This window comes from Kosakonia sp. AG348 (assembly GCF_003337365.1).
In the GTDB taxonomy this organism is placed as follows: domain Bacteria; phylum Pseudomonadota; class Gammaproteobacteria; order Enterobacterales; family Enterobacteriaceae; genus Kosakonia.
This window is the reverse complement of the sequence record NZ_QPJR01000001.1, coordinates 62,552-79,830: the sequence shown is the minus strand read 5'-3', so window position 1 is coordinate 79,830 and position 17,279 is coordinate 62,552. Positions and strand designations below refer to the sequence as shown.

The following is a 17,279-nucleotide window of genomic DNA, read 5'->3' as shown; positions in this document are numbered from 1 at the left end:
GACTACTTATGATCAGTTCATTATGGATCGCAAAAACCGGCCTCGACGCCCAACAAACCAATATGGATGTCATCGCCAACAACCTGGCGAACGTCAGTACCAATGGTTTTAAGCGCCAGCGCGCGGTATTTGAAGATCTGCTGTACCAGACGATTCGTCAGCCTGGCGCACAGTCTTCAGCGCAGACAACGCTACCTTCGGGTTTGCAGATCGGTACCGGTGTTCGTCCGGTGGCCACCGAGCGTCTGCACAGCCAGGGCAACCTGTCTCAGACCAACAACAGTAAAGATGTGGCGATCAAGGGGCAGGGCTTCTTTGAAGTGCTGCTGCCGGACGGTACCTCGGCGTATACCCGCGATGGTTCCTTCCAGGTCGACCAGAACGGTCAACTGGTAACGGCGGGTGGTTTCCAGGTGCAGCCTGCGATCACCATTCCGGCGAACACCCTGAGCATCACCATTGGCCGCGACGGCGTGGTTAGCGTGACGCAGCAGGGTAACGCCGCGCCGGTTCAGGTTGGCCAGTTAAACCTGACCACCTTTATGAACGACACCGGTCTGGAAAGTCTTGGTGAAAACCTGTACGCAGAAACGCAGTCGTCTGGCGCGCCAAACTCCACGACGCCGGGGCTGAACGGTGCGGGGATGCTGTATCAGGGGTTTGTGGAAACCTCGAACGTAAACGTGGCGGAAGAGCTGGTGAATATGATCCAGGTTCAGCGCGCTTACGAAATAAACAGTAAGGCAGTATCGACCACCGATCAGATGCTGCAAAAACTGACGCAACTCTAAGGCGTTATCCGGTGCGGTAACTGCCGCACCGGAACCCTGATTTTGAAGATGAATGCAATGCAAAAATACGCCGTGCGCAGCTATCCGATTATGGCTTTAGTGGCATTAACCCTGACGGGATGTGCCTGGGTTCCATCAACGCCGTTGGTTCAGGGGGCGACCACCGCTCAACCGGTTCCGGGACCGGTGCCGATGGTAAATGGATCGATTTATCAGACTGCGCAGCCGATAAACTACGGCTATCAGCCACTGTTTGAAGACCGCCGTCCGCGTAACGTGGGCGATACATTGACGATCGTACTGCAAGAGAACGTCAGTGCCAGTAAGAGCTCGTCGGCAAATGCCAGCCGTGACAGCAAGGCCAGTTTCGGCATGGATACCACGCCGCGCTACCTGGAAGGTCTGTTTGGTAATGCCCGCGCCGATCTCTCTGCTTCCGGCGGTAATACCTTTAACGGCAAAGGTGGCGCCAATGCCAGCAATACCTTTAGCGGCACGCTGACCGTGACGGTCGATCAGGTGCTGATCAATGGCAATTTACATGTGGTGGGTGAAAAACAGATAGCCATCAACCAGGGCACTGAATTCATCCGCTTCTCGGGTGTCGTGAACCCACGCACCATCAGCGGCAGCAACACGGTTCCGTCCACACAGGTGGCGGACGCGCGCATCGAGTATGTCGGCAACGGCTATATCAACGAAGCGCAGAACATGGGCTGGCTGCAACGTTTCTTCCTCAACTTATCGCCGATGTAACCGGGGTGAATTATGTTTAAGTATTTGACTGGTATCGTGTTAGCGCTGGTGGCGACCTTCGCCCAGGCTGACCGTATCCGGGATCTCACCAGTGTACAGGGCGTACGTGAAAACTCCTTAATTGGTTATGGCCTGGTCGTGGGGCTCGATGGTACAGGTGACCAGACGACCCAGACGCCATTTACCACCCAAACCTTAAACAACATGTTGTCGCAGATGGGGATCACGGTTCCTGCCGGCACCAACATGCAGCTGAAAAACGTGGCGGCGGTGATGGTCACCGCCCAGTTCCCGGCGTTTGCACGCCAGGGACAGACCATTGATGTCGTGGTCTCCTCAATGGGTAACGCAAAAAGCCTGCGCGGCGGTACGCTGCTGATGACGCCGCTGAAGGGCGTTGACAGCCAGGTTTATGCGCTGGCGCAGGGTAACATTCTGGTCGGCGGTGCAGGTGCTTCCGCAGGTGGCAGCAGTGTGCAGGTCAACCAGCTTAACGGCGGGCGTATTACTAACGGCGCGGTCATCGAACGTGAACTGCCGACCCAGTTTGGCGCAGGTAACACCATTAACCTGCAGCTGAACCAGGAAGATTTCAGCATGGCGCAGCAAATTGCCGACACCATCAACCGTAACCGTGGTTACGGCAGCGCCACCGCGCTGGATGCGCGTACCGTGCAGATCCGCGTCTCTAACGGCGGCAGCTCGCAAGTCCGTTTGCTGGCAGACATCCAGAATATGGAAGTCGGCGTTACGCAGCAGGACGCGAAAGTCATTATTAACTCCCGTACCGGCTCGGTGGTGATGAACCGCGAAGTGGCGCTGGATAACTGTGCTGTCGCGCAGGGCAACCTCTCGGTGACGGTCAATCAGCAGGCCAACGTGAGCCAGCCGAATACGCCATTTGGCGGCGGTCAGACGGTGGTGACACCGCAAACACAAATTGATATGCGCCAGAGTGGCGGTTCGCTGCAAAGCGTCCGTTCCAGCGCCAACCTGAACAGCGTGGTCCGTGCGCTTAACGCGCTCGGTGCTTCCCCGATGGAGCTGATGTCCATCCTTCAGGCGATGCAAAGCGCAGGCTGCCTGCGTGCGAAACTGGAGATCATCTAATGTTGACTGACAGCCGGTTGTTGACAAGCGCGGCATGGGACGCGCAATCACTGAATGAACTGAAGGCGCAAACCCGTCAGGATCCTGGCGCGAACCTGCGCCCGGTTGCCCGCCAGATGGAAGGGATGTTCGTGCAGATGATGCTGAAAAGCATGCGCGAAGCGTTACCGAAAGACGGGATTTTCAGCAGTGATTCAACGCGGCTGTACACCAGCATGTATGACCAACAAATTGCCCAACAGATGACCGCAGGCAAAGGACTTGGCCTGGCCGATATGATGGTTAAACAGATGGCTGGCGATCAGGCACCGGTTGAGCCTGCCGATCAGATGCAGCAGGTGCCGATGAAGTTCCCGCTGGAAACCGTGACGTCCTATCAAAACCAGGCGCTGACACAACTGGTGCGCAAAGCGATGCCAAAAGTGCCGGAAGACGGCGACGAGCCGTTAACCGGTGACAGCAAAGACTTCCTTGCCCAGCTTTCACTGCCGGCGCGTCTTGCCAGTGAGCAGAGCGGTGTTCCGCATCACCTGATCCTCGCGCAGGCCGCGCTGGAATCCGGCTGGGGCCAGCGCCAGATCCCGCGTGAAAACGGTGAGCCGAGCTTTAACATTTTTGGTGTTAAAGCCACGCCAGGCTGGAAAGGGCCGACCACAGAAATCACGACGACAGAATATGAAAACGGAGAAGCGGTGAAGGTGAAAGCCAAGTTCCGCGTCTACAGCTCGTACCTTGAAGCGCTCTCCGATTATGTGGGCATGCTGACGCGTAATAAACGCTACTCGGCGGTGACCACGGCGGCGACGGCGGAGCAGGGCGCGCAGGCGTTGCAGAACGCCGGTTATGCGACCGATCCAAACTACGCCCGTAAGCTGACCAGCATGATCCAACAGCTTAAATCGATGGGTGAAAAGGTCAGTAAAGCCTACAGCACGGATATCCAAAATCTGTTCTGAAATATCTCAAGTTTTGCCCTGGGTTGCCGATAATCGTCAACAGGACTCATGTCTGAAAGTGTATAAGGAACCTCCATGTCCAGTTTGATTAACAGCGCCATGAGTGGGCTCAACGCAGCCCAGGCCGCGCTTAATACCGCCAGTAATAACATTGCCAGTTATAACGTAGCGGGTTATACCCGTCAGACGACGGTGCTCACCTCAGGCAACAGTACCCTGACCGGTGGCGGCTGGGTGGGTAACGGTGTACTCGTTACCGGTGTTCAGCGTGAGTATGACGCCTTTATTACTAATCAGCTGCGTGCAGCGGAAAACCAGAACAGCGGTTTGACCACGCGTTACCAGCAGATGTCAAAAATTGACGATGTACTGTCGGATACCACTAACTCGCTGTCGACCAGCCTGCAGAGCTTCTTTTCCAGCTTGCAAACACTGGTAAGTAACGCTTCTGACCCGTCATCCCGTCAGGCGATGCTGGGTAAAGCGGACGGTCTGGTTAACCAGTTCAAAGTGGCCGACCAGTACCTGCGCGACCAGGATAAACAGGTAAACCTGTCTATCTCTTCAAGCGTTGATCAGATCAACAACTACTCCACGCAGATTGCCAAACTTAACGATCAGATTTCTCGTCTGACCGCGGTTGGCGGCGGTGCGTCGCCGAACGATCTGCTCGATCAGCGCGACCAGCTGGTTAGCGAACTGAACAAAATTGTCGGTGTTGAAGTCAGCGTCCAGGATGGCAACACCTACAACATCAGCATGGGTGATGGCTACTCTCTGGTGCAGGGCAGCGATGCGCGCCAGTTGGCGGCCGTCCAGTCCAGCGCCGATCCGGCACGTACTGCCGTGGCGTATGTTGACAAAACCGCAGGCAATATTGAGATCCCGGAAAAACTGATCACCACCGGTTCGCTGGGCGGTTTGCTGTCGTTCCGTTCGCAGGATCTTGACCAGGCGCGTAATACGCTTGGACAACTGGCGCTGTCGTTTGCTGATTCATTCAACAAGCAACACACGCAGGGTTACGATGCGAGTGGTAATCAGGGTGGCCAGTTCTTTACCATTGGCGCGCCATCAACCACCAGTAATTCAAAAAACACCGGTGATGCGGTACTGACCGCAGCGGTTAGCGACAGCTCGGCGGTACAGGCGACGGATTATAAAGTGGCCTACGACGGGACTAACTGGAAAGTTACCCGACTGTCCAACAATACCACGACCACCGTGACGCCAGATCCCTCCGATGGCACGCTGAATTTCGACGGTCTGAAAGTTAGCATCAGCGCCACCACTGGCCCTAAAGCCAACGACAGTTTTACCGTTCGCCCGGTGAGCAATGCGATTGTGAATATGAGCGTGGCGATTACCGATGAGTCGAAAATCGCCATGGCTTCCGTCGCCGGTTCTGGTGCGAGCGATAACCGCAACGGCCAGGCGATGCTGAATCTGCAAAGCGCGAAAGTCGTCGGCGGCAACAAAACGTTTAACGACGCGTATGCCACGCTGGTCAGCGATGTGGGTAACAAAACCTCGACGCTGAAAACCAGCTCCACCACGCAGACGAACGTGGTGACGCAGTTGACCAAGCAGCAGCAGTCGATCTCCGGGGTTAACCTCGACGAAGAGTACGGTAACCTGCAGCGTTATCAACAATATTACCTGGCGAACGCCCAGGTTTTACAAACTGCAAGCACGCTGTTTGATGCGCTGCTCGGCATTCGCTAAGTAAGGGGTGAAAAATGCGTATCAGTACTCAAATGATGTACGAACAAAGCATGCGCGGCGTGACCAACTCGCAGAGCGCGTGGTTGGGTTACGGCGAGCAAATGGCGACCGGGCAGAAAGTTAACCGCCCGTCGGACGATCCGATTGCCGCTTCGCAGGCAGTGGTGATTTCGCAGGCGCAGGCGCAAAACACTCAGTATGAGACGGCGCGTACTTTCGCCAAGCAGAAAGTGTCGCTGGAAGAGAGCGTATTGCAGCAGGTGACGACGGCGATCACTGGCGCACAGGGCACCATTGTGAAAGCGGGCAACGGTTCGCTGAGTGATGATGACCGTGCTTCGCTGGCAACTGAACTGCAGGGCTACCGTGATCAGCTGCTGAACCTGGCGAACAGTACCGACGGTAACGGTCGCTATATCTTTGGTGGCTATAAAACAGAAAGCGCGCCGTATGATGCCACGGGAACATATAGCGGTGGTAACCAGGCAATTTCCCAGCAGGTTGACGCCTCGCGTACCATGGTTATTGCGCATACGGGCAATGAAGTATTCAACCATATCAGCAGCAACGCCACGCCAGAACCGGTTGATCCGGCCACCGGCCTGCCGGGCACATCGGAAACCGATCTGTTCAAAATGCTCGATACGGCGATTACCGCACTGAAAACCCCGGTAGCGGGCGATGAAACCGCCAAGGCGGCAGCGCAGGCAGTAGTGGATAAAACCAGCCGTGGTCTGGGTAACTCCCTGAACAACGTGTCGACTGTCCGTGCTGAACTGGGTACGCAGTTGAACGAACTGGACACCCTCGACGCGCTGGGCGATGACCGTACTGTGGCGCTGAAACAGCAGAAGAGTGATTTGATTGACGTGGACTGGAACTCGGTGATTTCGTCTTACACCATGCAACAAGCCGCGCTGCAGGCGTCTTACAAAGCGTTCACCGATATGCAGGGTCTGTCGTTGTTCCAGATGAATAAGTAATGTTTTCATTTTGAGCATGTCTGGAAACTGGGCATGTTCGCTATGCCCGCTCCATCACCCCGGAGCGGGCTTTTTTTTATCCTACGCTTTCTGCGCCGCTTGCTGGATTTGACGGGCGTCGAACAGACGGATCAGCAGAGCAACCAGACCGGAAACCGTTGCCAGCACCACTACACCCTGCCAGGACGCGACGGAGTATAGTTTGCTGCCCAGCGCAGAGCCCAGCGCCATACCAATGAACACACCAGTAAACAGCAGCGCATTCAGACGACCACGCGCTTGCGGTTCAAGACCGTACACCAGGTTCTGGTGAGCAACCAGACTGGATTGCAGACCCAGGTCGAAACCCACCGCCGAGAGGGCAATCAGTGCCAGCTGGCCATGCGGCGGCAGTACTGGCAGCAGGAACATCAGGGCGAAGGATACCGTCACCAGACCCGCACCTAACTGTGTAACTTTTTCTGCGCCAACTTTATCCGCCAGACCACCCGCCAGCGGTGCCGCTAACGCACCCGCCGCACCGGCGATGCCGAACGTACCCGCCACCGCGCTGCCTAATTGATATTTTTCCAGCAGCATTAACGCAAGGGTTGACCAGAATGCGCTAAAAGCGATGGATAAAAAACCCTGCGCGAAAGCGGCGCGGCGCAGCGCCGGATAGCGTTGCCACAGGTGCGCCATCGATTTCATCAGCGCCGGGTAGCTCAGCGTGGAGTGGGTTGCGAAACGCGGCAGCACCGACCACATCAGCACGCCAATCAACGCAATGCTGACTGCGGCAAGCTGATACATGATACGCCAGCCGAATGCCGCGCCGACAAAGCCGCTGACGGTACGGGAAAGCAGGATCCCGAGCAGTAAACCGGTCATTACCGTGCCGACCATTTTCCCCTGTTTGCCTTCCGGCGCGAGAATTGCTGCCGCCGGGACAATATCCTGCGCCATTGTTGCGGCCATGCCCAGTAACAGGCTGACGACCAGTAATGAAGGCAGATGGCTGGTCAGGCTACAGGCCAGTAACAGCAGCGCCAGTGCAGCACTTTTAACCAGGATCAGACGGCGGCGGTCGTGGCGGTCGCCCAGCGGCAGCAGGAACAAAATACCCAGTGCATAACCGGCCTGTGTGAGCGTCGGCACCAGCCCCATACCGTTGACGGTTAAGTGCAGGTCGCTGCCCATTAATGGCAGCAGCGGTTGTGAATAATAGATAGCCGCGACGCTGAATCCGGCGCCGAGCGCGAGGGCAAAAATGACCCAGCCAACAACATCGGACGAAAGAGAATGACGGTTCATAGCAGGTTCCCCAGGAACGTTAGGTGTAAATAACGAAGTGAGGCCATTTTTACGCAGCAGCGCATGGCGCGGTAGCCAGCGGAGTGGTAAAACGGTTATACGTGAAACGTATAGGTAAAATAATAATGAAACGGCAAGAGCGTATAGATAGGGTGGATTTGATGCGGACGTATATCCGTATCGTGGAGGCCGGGTCGCTGTCGGCGGCGGCGCGCCAGCTGGAGACGACGCAGGCGACGGTCAGCCGCCGGTTGCAGTCGCTGGAATCGCTGCTTGGCGTCAAGCTGCTCTTGCGCACCACCCATGCGATGAAGCTGACGGATGATGGCGAACGCTGCTATCAGCATGCAAAGCGCGTTGCGGATGCCTGGGTAGCGCTGGAAGATGAGCTGAGCCAGTCCGACGACGAGCCGGTCGGGATTTTGCGCGTACGCGCACCGCATGCCTTTGGTCAGGAACAACTGCTCGGTCCGCTGACTCAGTTTCTTGAACGTCACCAGCAACTCTCTGTTGAATGGATGCTCAATGACAAGAATGTCGATTTTCTCAGTGCCAATATCGATTGCGCTATTCGCGTTGGGGCAGAAGTGGACCCGGCAACGGTATCGGTACTGCTGGCAGAAGTACCCCGATCTATCGTGGCGTCACCCGCGTTGCTGGCGCGTTTTCCTGCTGTCGACACACCGCAGCAGCTCTCCGCGCTGCCGTGGATTGCGCTCAGCACGTTCTACCAGCATGAAATTCATCTGAGTCATCTGCAAAGTGGCGATACAGAACAGGTGGCGATTGCACCCCGGCTTTATACCGACAGCCTGTATGCGGCCCGCAATACCGCCATTGGCGGGCTTGGCGTGACGCTGATTTCCAGTTGGGCGGTGGAAGAGGAGTTGCGCAGTGGCAAGCTGGTAGCGCTGTTGCCGCAGTGGCAGGCCGCGCCGCTGCCGGTTCATCTGGTTTATCCGTGGGCGCGCTATTATCCCGCGCGGTTGCGGAAATTTTTACAACTGATGCGTGAAGTGATGCCGGGGCTTGGCGGTATGCGCCATCCGGTGCGACAGGCATAAAAAAAGCCGACCCGGGGGTCGGCTTTTGACTGCCAGGGAATTACTCAGCAGCTGGCGGTTTCGTCGCCGGAGCGGTTGCCGCGTGTGTGGCGCTGTGACCACCCGCAGAACCTTTACCTTCGAAGACGAAGTTCGGGCGTACCCAGTCACTGTGACGCGGCGCTTCCGGCACATAGGCAGGCGCTGGCGCTTTGGTCATTGGCGCGGTAGCCACTTTTTTAGCCGCGGGAGCAACATGTGCTACCACCGGCGCTTTCACCGGCTCGGCAACAACTGGCGCAGCCGCTTCTTCGGACGCGTCCTGTACAGCTTCCGACGCTGGCGTTTCTGCTACCGGTGCGACTTCCTGCTGTGCGGGTTCGGCTTCTTCTGCCACTTCCTGCGCAACGGGACGATCTTCCTCAGCAATCAGCTGCGGTTGTTCATCCACCGGCGTGTCGATCACTTCCGGGTGGGTGGTTTCAACGGCAACCGTCTGCGGTGCTTCAACGACGGCTTGCGGTTCAACCACTACCGGCTCGGCATTTTCAACCGTCGCCTGCGGCTCAACAACTTCCGCTTGCGGATGCGCAACCAGTTGCGCTTCAGCCATAGCCGGAGCGATTTCCTGCTCAGGGGCTGCATTGTTTTCAACAGCCAGTTCCTGAGTCTGCTGCTCTTCCTGCGCGCGCGGCACCGGATAACGGATCCACACTTTACCGGACGCCATTTCCGGTGAGGCACAGGCTACGGTCAACGGCATTGGAGATTGCAGCGGGTAACGTTCATCACGATAGCGACGGCGACGCTGACCACTCACGCGCAGGTGGCGCGGGGAACGACGTGAACGGCGCGGCATCGCGTTTTCGCGTGCTTCAGCGTTTTCATCCTGTTCCTGTACTGGTGCGGTTTCAACCACCGCTGGCAGGTCGACTTTCGCCAGCTGCGTGTTTTGCGCTGCGGTGTCCTGGACAGTGATTTCTTCAACGCGGTTTTCTACGTTGTTGTCACCGCCAATACGGACTTTCTGGCTGAGTTGACGCTGTTTACGACGCGGCATGACCTGTACGCGCTCTTCCTGTTCAGTTTCCTGAGCAGGTTGCTCATCGCGGTTCAGCTCTTTGACATCCTGCTGCGCCTGGCGTTTATCATCATTACGGCGACGGTTGCGCTCACGGCGAGGTTGCTGCTGCTCGTCACGAGATTTCGCTTTCTCTGTTTCATCAACAGCGACTGGCTGGCGAGATTCACGGGCTTCGGCGTTTTGCTGCGATTTTTCGCGGCGGTTACGACGATTCTCTTCGCGACCTTCGCGGTTATCACGGCTTTCGCGCGCTTCGTTGCCTTCGCTGCGGTTGTCACGGCGGTCATTACGATCGCGACGGTTGCTCTGGCGTGATTTACGACGATCCTGCTGACGCTCTTGTTTCTCGCCTTTTTTCTCTTCTTTCACTTCAACCGGCGCCGGGGCAGCTTCACCCGCGAACAAGCCTTTCAGGGCTGAGAAGAAACGACCCAGCAAACCTGGGGCGGCAACTGGTGTTGCGGCAGGTTGCGCCTGGCTTGCTGCTGCGGCTGGCGCTTGTGGTGCTGGCGGAACGTCCGGCATAACAAAGGTAGCCAATGCAGGTTGTTCAGGTAACTTACGTTCGGCGTACTCTTCTTCAGACGGCAGGGCCATCTCTTCTTCGTGCAGTTTCGGCAGCAGGTAGCTCAGCGTTGGCGTCTCTTCGCCTTTACGCACGCGCAGTACGGAGTAGTGCGGCGTTTCCATCTGGTCGTTTGGCACGATCACGCAGCGTACGCCGCCCTGACGGGCTTCGATAGCGCTTACCGCGGCGCGTTTTTCGTTTAACAGGTATGACGCGACCGGAACCGGTACAATCGCATGCACTTCCTGGGTGTTTTCTTTCAGCGCTTCTTCTTCAATCAGACGCAGAATTGACAGCGACAGGGATTCGTTATCACGAATGGTGCCGGTACCGCTACAACGCGGGCAGACATGATGACTGGACTCGCCCAACGACGGGCTCAGGCGCTGGCGGGACATCTCCAGCAGGCCGAAGCGGGAAATATGGCTAATCTGAATACGCGCACGATCCTGACGTACTGCTTCACGCAGGCGGTTTTCCACCGCGCGCTGGTGGCGCACCGGCGTCATATCAATAAAGTCGATAACGATCAGGCCACCCAGGTCACGCAGACGCAACTGGCGAGCGATCTCATCCGCCGCTTCCAGGTTTGTGTTAAAGGCGGTCTCTTCAATATCGCCACCGCGCGTTGCGCGTGCGGAGTTGATATCGATGGCGGTCAGCGCTTCGGTGGAGTCAATAACGATAGAGCCACCGGACGGCAGACGGACTTCACGCTGGAATGCGGATTCAATCTGCGACTCAATCTGGTAATGGCTGAACAGCGGGATTTCCCCGGTGTACAGTTTAATTTTGCTGCTGAAATCGGGGCGACCCAGCGCAGCGATATGCTGGCGAGCCAGCTCAAGCACTTTCGGGTTATCGATGAGGATTTCGCCGATATCCTGACGCAGATAGTCACGGAAGGCGCGCACAATCACGTTGCTTTCCTGATGGATCAGGAACGGAGCAGGGCGGCTTTCGGCGGCTTTCTGGATAGCTTCCCAGTGTTTCAGACGGAAGCTCAAATCCCACTGCAGCGCTTCGGCGGATTTGCCCACGCCTGCGGTGCGTACGATAAGACCCATACCATCCGGTAATTCCAGGCTGGAGAGTGCTTCTTTCAGCTCGGTGCGATCGTCGCCTTCAATACGGCGAGAAATGCCGCCCGCGCGCGGGTTGTTCGGCATCAGCACCAGGTAGCTGCCTGCAAGGCTGATAAAAGTGGTCAGTGCCGCGCCTTTGTTGCCGCGCTCTTCTTTATCAATCTGAACGATGACTTCCTGACCTTCACGCAGTACGTCTTTGATGTTCGGACGTCCATGTGCGTTGTAATTAGCTGGGAAGTATTCGCGGGCGATCTCTTTGAGGGGGAGGAAACCGTGACGCTCGGCACCGTAATCAACAAATGCGGCTTCAAGGCTGGGTTCAATGCGGGTGATTTTACCTTTGTAGATGTTCGCTTTTTTCTGCTCGTGTCCCGGGCTTTCGATATCCAGGTCGTACAGGCGTTGTCCATCAACAAGTGCGACACGCAACTCTTCTTGCTGAGTTGCGTTTATTAACATTCTTTTCATCGTAACTTACTCATTATTCTTACATTGACGACTAAGCTGCGGGCAAGATAACGCCTTTCCGGGGGAGAACCGATGGCCTCGAGACTATTCGCGTCGCCAACCTCACGGTTGTCGCTCGCTAAAGAGGCGCAGTGTGTCGGTTGCCTGTGTTTCCTGTGGAAAACACAGCGCAATTATCAGGGGAACAGCCTGGGAAAAACTCTCCAGAGAAGATTCCATCTACCGGTAAGGACTGCAACCCGCAGCCCGCTAACTGCCTGAAAGTTCAATACGTCTTACGCCATTGCTGCGTGTATGATCGGACAGGCAAAACTGGTCATTCCGCTCATTTACTTGTTTTAACAAGATTCAACACGGAAAACCGCAACATTATTCCTTGCGAACCCTGTTATAGCAAGCTGACTTTTACCATTTATCACCCGGTTACTCACAGTTTTTTCACCTTTGCCCGGAGATTGGTTTAATAACCGCCGAATCAACTGAGTAAAACGAAGTCACCGAGTCAATTGTAAATATAAGCATAGAAAAATGAGTGGCGCTATTCAGCGTGGCTATTTAGAATCGCCTCCCATGAAAACTGAGACACCATCCGTAAAATTTGTTGCTATTACCGCTGATGATGCGGGGCAACGTATCGATAATTTTCTGCGTACCCAACTCAAAGGGGTACCTAAAAGCATGATTTACCGCATCCTGCGTAAGGGTGAAGTGCGGGTAAATAAAAAACGTGTAAAACCGGAATATAAACTGGAAGCGGGGGATGAAATCCGCATTCCGCCGGTACGCGTGGCAGAAAAAGAAGAAGAGGCGGTTTCTCCGCATTTGCAAAAAGTTGCCCAGCTAACCGACGTTATTCTCTATGAAGACGATCATATCCTGGTGCTGAACAAACCCTCGGGCACGGCGGTACATGGCGGTAGCGGGCTGAGTTTTGGCGTGATTGAAGGTTTGCGCGCGTTGCGCCCGGAAGCCCGCTTTCTTGAACTGGTTCACCGTTTAGATCGTGACACCTCCGGCGTTTTGCTGGTGGCAAAAAAACGTTCCGCGCTGCGTTCGCTGCATGAGCAGCTGCGCGGTAAAGATATGCAGAAAGATTATCTGGCGCTGGTCCGCGGCCAGTGGCAGTCGCATGTCAAAGTGGTGCAGGCACCTTTGCTGAAAAATATTCTGCAAAGTGGCGAGCGGATAGTGCGGGTGAACAGCGAAGGCAAGCCTTCAGAAACACGTTTTAAAGTTGAAGAGCGCTACGAATTCGCGACGCTGGTGCGTTGCAGCCCGGTGACCGGACGTACGCATCAGATTCGTGTACATACTCAACATGCCGGCCACCCGATTGCTTTTGACGATCGCTATGGCGATCGCGAGTTTGATAAGCAACTGGCTCCAACCGGGCTGTCACGACTGTTCCTGCACGCTGCGGCACTCAAGTTCACGCATCCCCATACGGGCGAAACATTGCGTATAGAAGCGCCACTTGATGAGGCACTCAAACATTGTCTGCAAGTGTTACGCAACGCTAAGTGATCTTTTCCCCCTCGCGTCTGCGAGGGGAAAACGGGGTTGGCTTACGGCTTCAGCCATTTGTCCAGCCACGGAAACACTTCATTTTGCTGTTCCTGATAAAAGACATGTCCCAGCTCAGGCCAGCTTTTCGTCACCAGTTTGTCGTCTGCCTGCTGCGAAGACCAAACCCGATGCACTTTGTCGAAAGCGTCTTTTACCGCCTCTGCCGGAAAAAGTTTGTCTTTGCTACCGCTGAAAATCAACATCGGTTTCGGCGCGGCAATGCTGGCGATATCCGGAATGTCCATGCGGGCGGGCATCCCCGGATGCAACATATAGAACGCGGATTGACCGCGTAACACGTTATTGCCGGGTTGCATCAGGCTGTTATAGGTTCCAAACCACGAAATCACCGCTGTAGCAGCCACTTTTTCGCTCAGCGCCGCCAGTTGCCAGGCGCGAAAACCACCCATTGAGAAACCCAGTACGCCAACGCGTTTACTGTCCACTCCGGGATGCGTGGCGATAAAATCGACCGTGCGCATATCCTCATAGGCTACTTCGCCTGCCAGCGAGCGTCCCAGATTGTAGTAGTTGCTGGCCAGCGCCTGTTGTTGTTCATAAACCATCGGGCCGCGATCGCCCCATCCGGGGCTGTCGATAGCGATAACCGCGTAGCCCCGGCTCGCCAGTTCATCGCCAATAAATTTACCGCTGAAAAATTTATCAGCCCATGCTTGCGCACTGGCGAGTTGCTCCGCGTTACCCCACGGGCGGATCAGCTTCTCTTTGCCGATATCAAACTTCGAGCCATGATCGTGCAACAGAACGATGGCAGGGTGCGGGCCGGGTGTTTTCGGCATCAATAACAGGGCGGAAATGCGGTTATCGTCCGTAATGTTCAGCGATAATTTTTCAGCGGTATAGCTGCCGCGATCTTCTTTCGCTATCGAGTGAGGAGAAAAGGGTTTCGTGGCATCCGGGGTGAGCAGGGCGCGGCGAAATAGCTGGCGGCTATGCGATTGCCACTGATGGAAATCTTTAAAATTGCCTGATAACCACGAATCGGGATAACGCATCTGCGCTTTCAGCGTTTGCCAGCTTGCCGGAAGATTGCCTTCAACGACGCCCTCTGTTTGCCACTTATCTTGCGCATAAACATTGCCAGACGCCAGCAGGGCAAACATCAGCGGCAACGTACGTAAAATCTTCATCACCTCTCCTTAAATTAAAACGACGTTTTAATATTGGTGATGAATGTAACTTTTGCCTAAAAAAGAAACTGTGATCGCGAAAGCATTAGCTTAACAACGGGTTACAATGTTCACGCCGTAGCATCTGGCACAGCGCAATTAGCGGCAAACCCACTAATGTATTAGGGTCACGTCCTTCCAGACGTTCAAACAATGCAATACCCAGTCCTTCGCTTTTGAAGCTACCGGCACAGTTCAACGGGCGCTCTTTGCGGACATAGTCGTCGATTTCCTGTTCACTTAAGCGGCGAAAATGGACGTCGAAAGGCTCACATTCCGTTTGCACATGACCGGTTGCGGAATTAAACAGCGCCAGACCAGTATAAAAAGTCACAATATTGCCGCTGGCTTTCATCAATTGCTGGCGAGCATTCTCTTCTGTGTGCGGTTTGCCGGTAATTTCGCCATCAAGTACGCACACCTGATCGGAACCAATAATCAAATGTTGAGGGTATTTTTGCGCCAGTGATTGCGCCTTTTCCTGCGCCAGTCTTAGCACTAAATGGCGAGGCGCTTCGCCTGCACGCGGTGTTTCGTCTGTCTGCGGCGCGGCGCATTCGAAGGGTAAACCGAGTTTTTCGAGCAGGGCGCGGCGGTAGGGCGAAGTGGAAGCGAGGATAATTTGCGACATATTTTTTTCACCAAATATGGCTTAACAATGACAGGCATTTTAAACTGTAGGCCGCAATGTGTGCGAATTATTGGCAAAAGGCAACCGCAGGCTGCCTTTTTCTTTGACTCTATGACGTTACAAAGTTAATATGCGCGCCCTATGCAAAAGGTAAAATTACCCCTGACTCTTGATCCGGTTCGCACGGCTCAAAAACGCCTTGATTACGAGGGTATCTATACTCCCGACCAGGCGGAGCGCGTCGCTGAATCTGTAGTCAGCGTAGACAGTGATGTGGAATGCTCCATGTCGTTCGTTATCGATAACCAGCGTCTTGCCGTGTTAAACGGTGATGCAAAGGTAACGGTATCGCTCGAATGCCAGCGTTGCGGGAAACCGTTCACTCATCAGGTCTACACCACGTATTGTTTTAGTCCTGTGCGTTCAGACGAACAGGCTGAAGCACTGCCGGAAGCGTATGAGCCGATTGAGGTTAACGAATTCGGTGAAATCGATCTGCTGGCGCTGGTCGAGGATGAAATCATTCTCTCCCTGCCGGTAGTTCCGGTGCATGATTCTGAACACTGTGAAGTGTCCGAGGCGGACATGGTCTTTGGGGAACTGCCTGATGAAGCGCAGAAACCAAATCCATTTGCCGTATTAGCCAGCTTAAAGCGTAAGTAATTAAGGAGTAAGGTCCATGGCCGTACAACAGAATAAACCAACCCGTTCCAAACGTGGCATGCGTCGTTCCCATGACGCGCTGACCGCAGTCACCAGCCTGTCTGTAGACAAAACTTCTGGTGAAACCCACCTGCGTCACCACGTTACCGCCGACGGTTTCTACCGCGGTCGCAAGGTTATCACTAAGTAATCACGCGCAAGCGTGATGAAGCTTAGTGAGGATTTCCCCGCGTAAGCGGGGATAGACCGAACCAGGCTGCGACGATACCTTGACACGTCTAACCCTGGCGTTAGATGTCATGGGGGGAGATTTTGGCCCATCCGTGACAGTGCCTGCAGCTTTGCAGGCACTGAACTCTAATTCTCAACTCAACCTTCTTTTAGTCGGCGATCCCGACGCTATCACGCCATTACTTGCCAAAGCTGATTTCGAGCAACGCTCGCGCTTGCTTATTGTTCCTGCCCAGTCAGTTATTGCCAGTGATGCGCGCGCAGCGCAGGCTATTCGTAGCAGCCGTGGTACTTCTATGCGCACGGCGCTGGAGTTAGTCAAAGAAGGTCGTGCCCAGGCCTGCGTGAGTGCGGGAAATACCGGTGCGCTAATGGGGCTAGCGAAAATGCTGCTCAAACCGCTTGACGGAATTGAGCGTCCGGCGCTGGTGACCGTGTTGCCTCATCAACAGAAAGGTAAGACCGTTGTACTGGATCTGGGCGCAAACGTCGATTGTGACAGCACGATGCTGGCGCAATTTGCCGTGATGGGCGCGGTGATGGCCGAAGAGATCCTCGGTATTGCCAACCCACGTGTGGCGCTACTAAATATTGGTGAAGAAGAGACCAAAGGGCACGATAGCATCCGCGATGCTGCGGCATTATTACGCTCCATGCCCTCAATGAACTACATTGGTTATCTTGAAGCGAACGAATTATTGACCGGCAAAACGGATGTGCTGGTGTGTGACGGTTTTACCGGAAACGTCACATTAAAAACAATGGAAGGTGTTGTCAGAATGTTTCTTTCACTGCTGAAATCGCAGGGTGAAGGGAAAAAAAGGTCGTGGTGGCTGATTTTATTAAAGCGTTGGTTACAAAAAAGCCTGACAAGGCGATTCAGTCACCTCAACCCCGACCAGTATAATGGCGCCTGTCTGTTAGGATTGCGCGGCACTGTGATTAAGAGTCATGGTGCGGCGAATCAGCGCGCATTTTGCGTGGCAATTGAGCAGGCAGTGCAGGCGGTGCAGCGGCAGGTTCCACAACGGATCGCCGCTCGCCTGGAATCTGTGTATGCACACTCGTCTTCGTCTGCAATGGATGGCGAAAACCAGAGCGTGTGTATATTACCCAAGAGTGACTGAGCGTAC

Annotated in this window: 15 protein-coding genes; 11 read left to right on the top strand and 4 right to left on the bottom strand. The window is 55.0% G+C overall.

The genetic code is table 11. The annotated features are described in order from the left end of the window. The first annotated feature begins 8 nt into the window (after positions 1 to 8). From flgG to flgL, 6 genes are all read left to right on the top strand, one after another. Positions 9 to 791: a flagellar basal-body rod protein FlgG gene (gene flgG, locus DFO56_RS00420; RefSeq protein ID WP_017456407.1), complete on the top strand. Its 783-nt coding sequence runs from the start codon at positions 9 to 11 to the stop codon at positions 789 to 791. Between the two features lie 57 nt (positions 792 to 848). Next, positions 849 to 1,547 (top strand): flagellar basal body L-ring protein FlgH, encoded by a 699-nt coding sequence (gene flgH / locus DFO56_RS00415; protein ID WP_020457435.1) that lies wholly within the window; start codon positions 849 to 851, stop codon positions 1,545 to 1,547. A 12-nt stretch (positions 1,548 to 1,559) separates the two neighbouring features. Then, on the top strand, positions 1,560 to 2,657 hold the full coding sequence (locus tag DFO56_RS00410) for a flagellar basal body P-ring protein FlgI (protein WP_020457436.1): 1,098 nt from the start codon (positions 1,560 to 1,562) through the stop codon (positions 2,655 to 2,657). Further along, positions 2,657 to 3,613 (top strand): flagellar assembly peptidoglycan hydrolase FlgJ, encoded by a 957-nt coding sequence (flgJ, locus tag DFO56_RS00405; protein WP_017456410.1) that lies wholly within the window; start codon positions 2,657 to 2,659, stop codon positions 3,611 to 3,613. Before DFO56_RS00410 ends, flgJ begins: the two co-directional genes overlap by 1 nt. A 75-nt stretch (positions 3,614 to 3,688) precedes the next feature. Further along, on the top strand, positions 3,689 to 5,338 hold the full coding sequence (gene flgK, locus DFO56_RS00400; protein WP_020457437.1) for a flagellar hook-associated protein FlgK: 1,650 nt from the start codon (positions 3,689 to 3,691) through the stop codon (positions 5,336 to 5,338). A gap of 14 nt (positions 5,339 to 5,352) precedes the next feature. Further along, positions 5,353 to 6,321, top strand: a complete 969-nt coding sequence (gene flgL, locus DFO56_RS00395) for a flagellar hook-associated protein FlgL (RefSeq protein WP_045507066.1) — start codon at positions 5,353 to 5,355, stop codon at positions 6,319 to 6,321. Positions 6,322 to 6,402: 81 nt separating this feature from the next. On the opposite strand, the gene DFO56_RS00390 is transcribed toward flgL, so the two are convergent. Further along, on the bottom strand, positions 6,403 to 7,614 hold the full coding sequence (locus DFO56_RS00390) for an MFS transporter (RefSeq protein ID WP_020457439.1): 1,212 nt from the start codon (positions 7,612 to 7,614) through the stop codon (positions 6,403 to 6,405). 161 nt (positions 7,615 to 7,775) lie between these two features. Between DFO56_RS00390 and DFO56_RS00385 the strand changes: the two genes are divergently transcribed. Further along, entirely contained in the window at positions 7,776 to 8,678 is a 903-nt protein-coding gene (locus DFO56_RS00385; protein WP_020457440.1) for a LysR family transcriptional regulator, read from the top strand. A gap of 40 nt (positions 8,679 to 8,718) precedes the next feature. Here DFO56_RS00385 and rne read toward each other — a convergent pair whose 3' ends face one another. Further along, on the bottom strand, positions 8,719 to 11,865 hold the full coding sequence (gene rne / locus DFO56_RS00380) for a ribonuclease E (RefSeq protein ID WP_045507069.1): 3,147 nt from the start codon (positions 11,863 to 11,865) through the stop codon (positions 8,719 to 8,721). A 570-nt stretch (positions 11,866 to 12,435) separates the two neighbouring features. On the opposite strand from rne, the gene rluC reads away from it, so the two are divergent. Continuing rightward, positions 12,436 to 13,389 (top strand): 23S rRNA pseudouridine(955/2504/2580) synthase RluC, encoded by a 954-nt coding sequence (gene rluC / locus DFO56_RS00370; RefSeq protein WP_045507072.1) that lies wholly within the window; start codon positions 12,436 to 12,438, stop codon positions 13,387 to 13,389. Positions 13,390 to 13,430: 41 nt separating this feature from the next. On the opposite strand, the gene DFO56_RS00365 is transcribed toward rluC, so the two are convergent. Together DFO56_RS00365 and DFO56_RS00360 are read right to left on the bottom strand one after the other, a co-directional pair. Then, a complete protein-coding gene (locus tag DFO56_RS00365) occupies positions 13,431 to 14,582 on the bottom strand; it encodes a dienelactone hydrolase family protein (protein WP_045507075.1) in 1,152 nt (383 codons plus the stop codon). An 85-nt stretch (positions 14,583 to 14,667) separates the two neighbouring features. Next, complete coding sequence (locus DFO56_RS00360; RefSeq protein WP_020457444.1) at positions 14,668 to 15,252, bottom strand: nucleoside triphosphate pyrophosphatase; 585 nt, start codon at positions 15,250 to 15,252, stop codon at positions 14,668 to 14,670. Between the two features lie 141 nt (positions 15,253 to 15,393). Between DFO56_RS00360 and yceD the strand changes: the two genes are divergently transcribed. The 3 genes from yceD to plsX all read left to right on the top strand — a co-directional run bounded on the left by yceD (position 15,394) and on the right by plsX (position 17,273). Further along, positions 15,394 to 15,915 (top strand): 23S rRNA accumulation protein YceD, encoded by a 522-nt coding sequence (gene yceD, locus DFO56_RS00355; protein WP_045507078.1) that lies wholly within the window; start codon positions 15,394 to 15,396, stop codon positions 15,913 to 15,915. Positions 15,916 to 15,931: 16 nt separating this feature from the next. Further along, a complete protein-coding gene (gene rpmF / locus DFO56_RS00350) occupies positions 15,932 to 16,105 on the top strand; it encodes a 50S ribosomal protein L32 (protein ID WP_020457446.1) in 174 nt (57 codons plus the stop codon). A 79-nt stretch (positions 16,106 to 16,184) separates the two neighbouring features. Then, entirely contained in the window at positions 16,185 to 17,273 is a 1,089-nt protein-coding gene (plsX, locus tag DFO56_RS00345) for a phosphate acyltransferase PlsX (RefSeq protein ID WP_082071750.1), read from the top strand. Positions 17,274 to 17,279 lie beyond the last annotated feature (6 nt).

What these genes read in the sequence shown, in the direction of transcription:
- rpmF (WP_020457446.1), top strand. Translation starts at nt 15,932, where the DNA reads ATGGCCGTACAACAGAATAAACCAACCCGTTCCAAACGTGGCATGCGT.
- DFO56_RS00365 (WP_045507075.1), bottom strand. Translation starts at nt 14,582, where the DNA reads ATGAAGATTTTACGTACGTTGCCGCTGATGTTTGCCCTGCTGGCGTCT.
- DFO56_RS00410 (WP_020457436.1), top strand. Translation starts at nt 1,560, where the DNA reads ATGTTTAAGTATTTGACTGGTATCGTGTTAGCGCTGGTGGCGACCTTC.
- rluC (WP_045507072.1), top strand. Translation starts at nt 12,436, where the DNA reads ATGAAAACTGAGACACCATCCGTAAAATTTGTTGCTATTACCGCTGAT.
- DFO56_RS00385 (WP_020457440.1), top strand. Translation starts at nt 7,776, where the DNA reads ATGCGGACGTATATCCGTATCGTGGAGGCCGGGTCGCTGTCGGCGGCG.
- rne (WP_045507069.1), bottom strand. Translation starts at nt 11,865, where the DNA reads ATGAAAAGAATGTTAATAAACGCAACTCAGCAAGAAGAGTTGCGTGTC.
- flgH (WP_020457435.1), top strand. Translation starts at nt 849, where the DNA reads ATGCAAAAATACGCCGTGCGCAGCTATCCGATTATGGCTTTAGTGGCA.
- flgJ (WP_017456410.1), top strand. Translation starts at nt 2,657, where the DNA reads ATGTTGACTGACAGCCGGTTGTTGACAAGCGCGGCATGGGACGCGCAA.
- DFO56_RS00390 (WP_020457439.1), bottom strand. Translation starts at nt 7,614, where the DNA reads ATGAACCGTCATTCTCTTTCGTCCGATGTTGTTGGCTGGGTCATTTTT.
- flgL (WP_045507066.1), top strand. Translation starts at nt 5,353, where the DNA reads ATGCGTATCAGTACTCAAATGATGTACGAACAAAGCATGCGCGGCGTG.
- yceD (WP_045507078.1), top strand. Translation starts at nt 15,394, where the DNA reads ATGCAAAAGGTAAAATTACCCCTGACTCTTGATCCGGTTCGCACGGCT.
- DFO56_RS00360 (WP_020457444.1), bottom strand. Translation starts at nt 15,252, where the DNA reads ATGTCGCAAATTATCCTCGCTTCCACTTCGCCCTACCGCCGCGCCCTG.
- flgK (WP_020457437.1), top strand. Translation starts at nt 3,689, where the DNA reads ATGTCCAGTTTGATTAACAGCGCCATGAGTGGGCTCAACGCAGCCCAG.
- flgG (WP_017456407.1), top strand. Translation starts at nt 9, where the DNA reads ATGATCAGTTCATTATGGATCGCAAAAACCGGCCTCGACGCCCAACAA.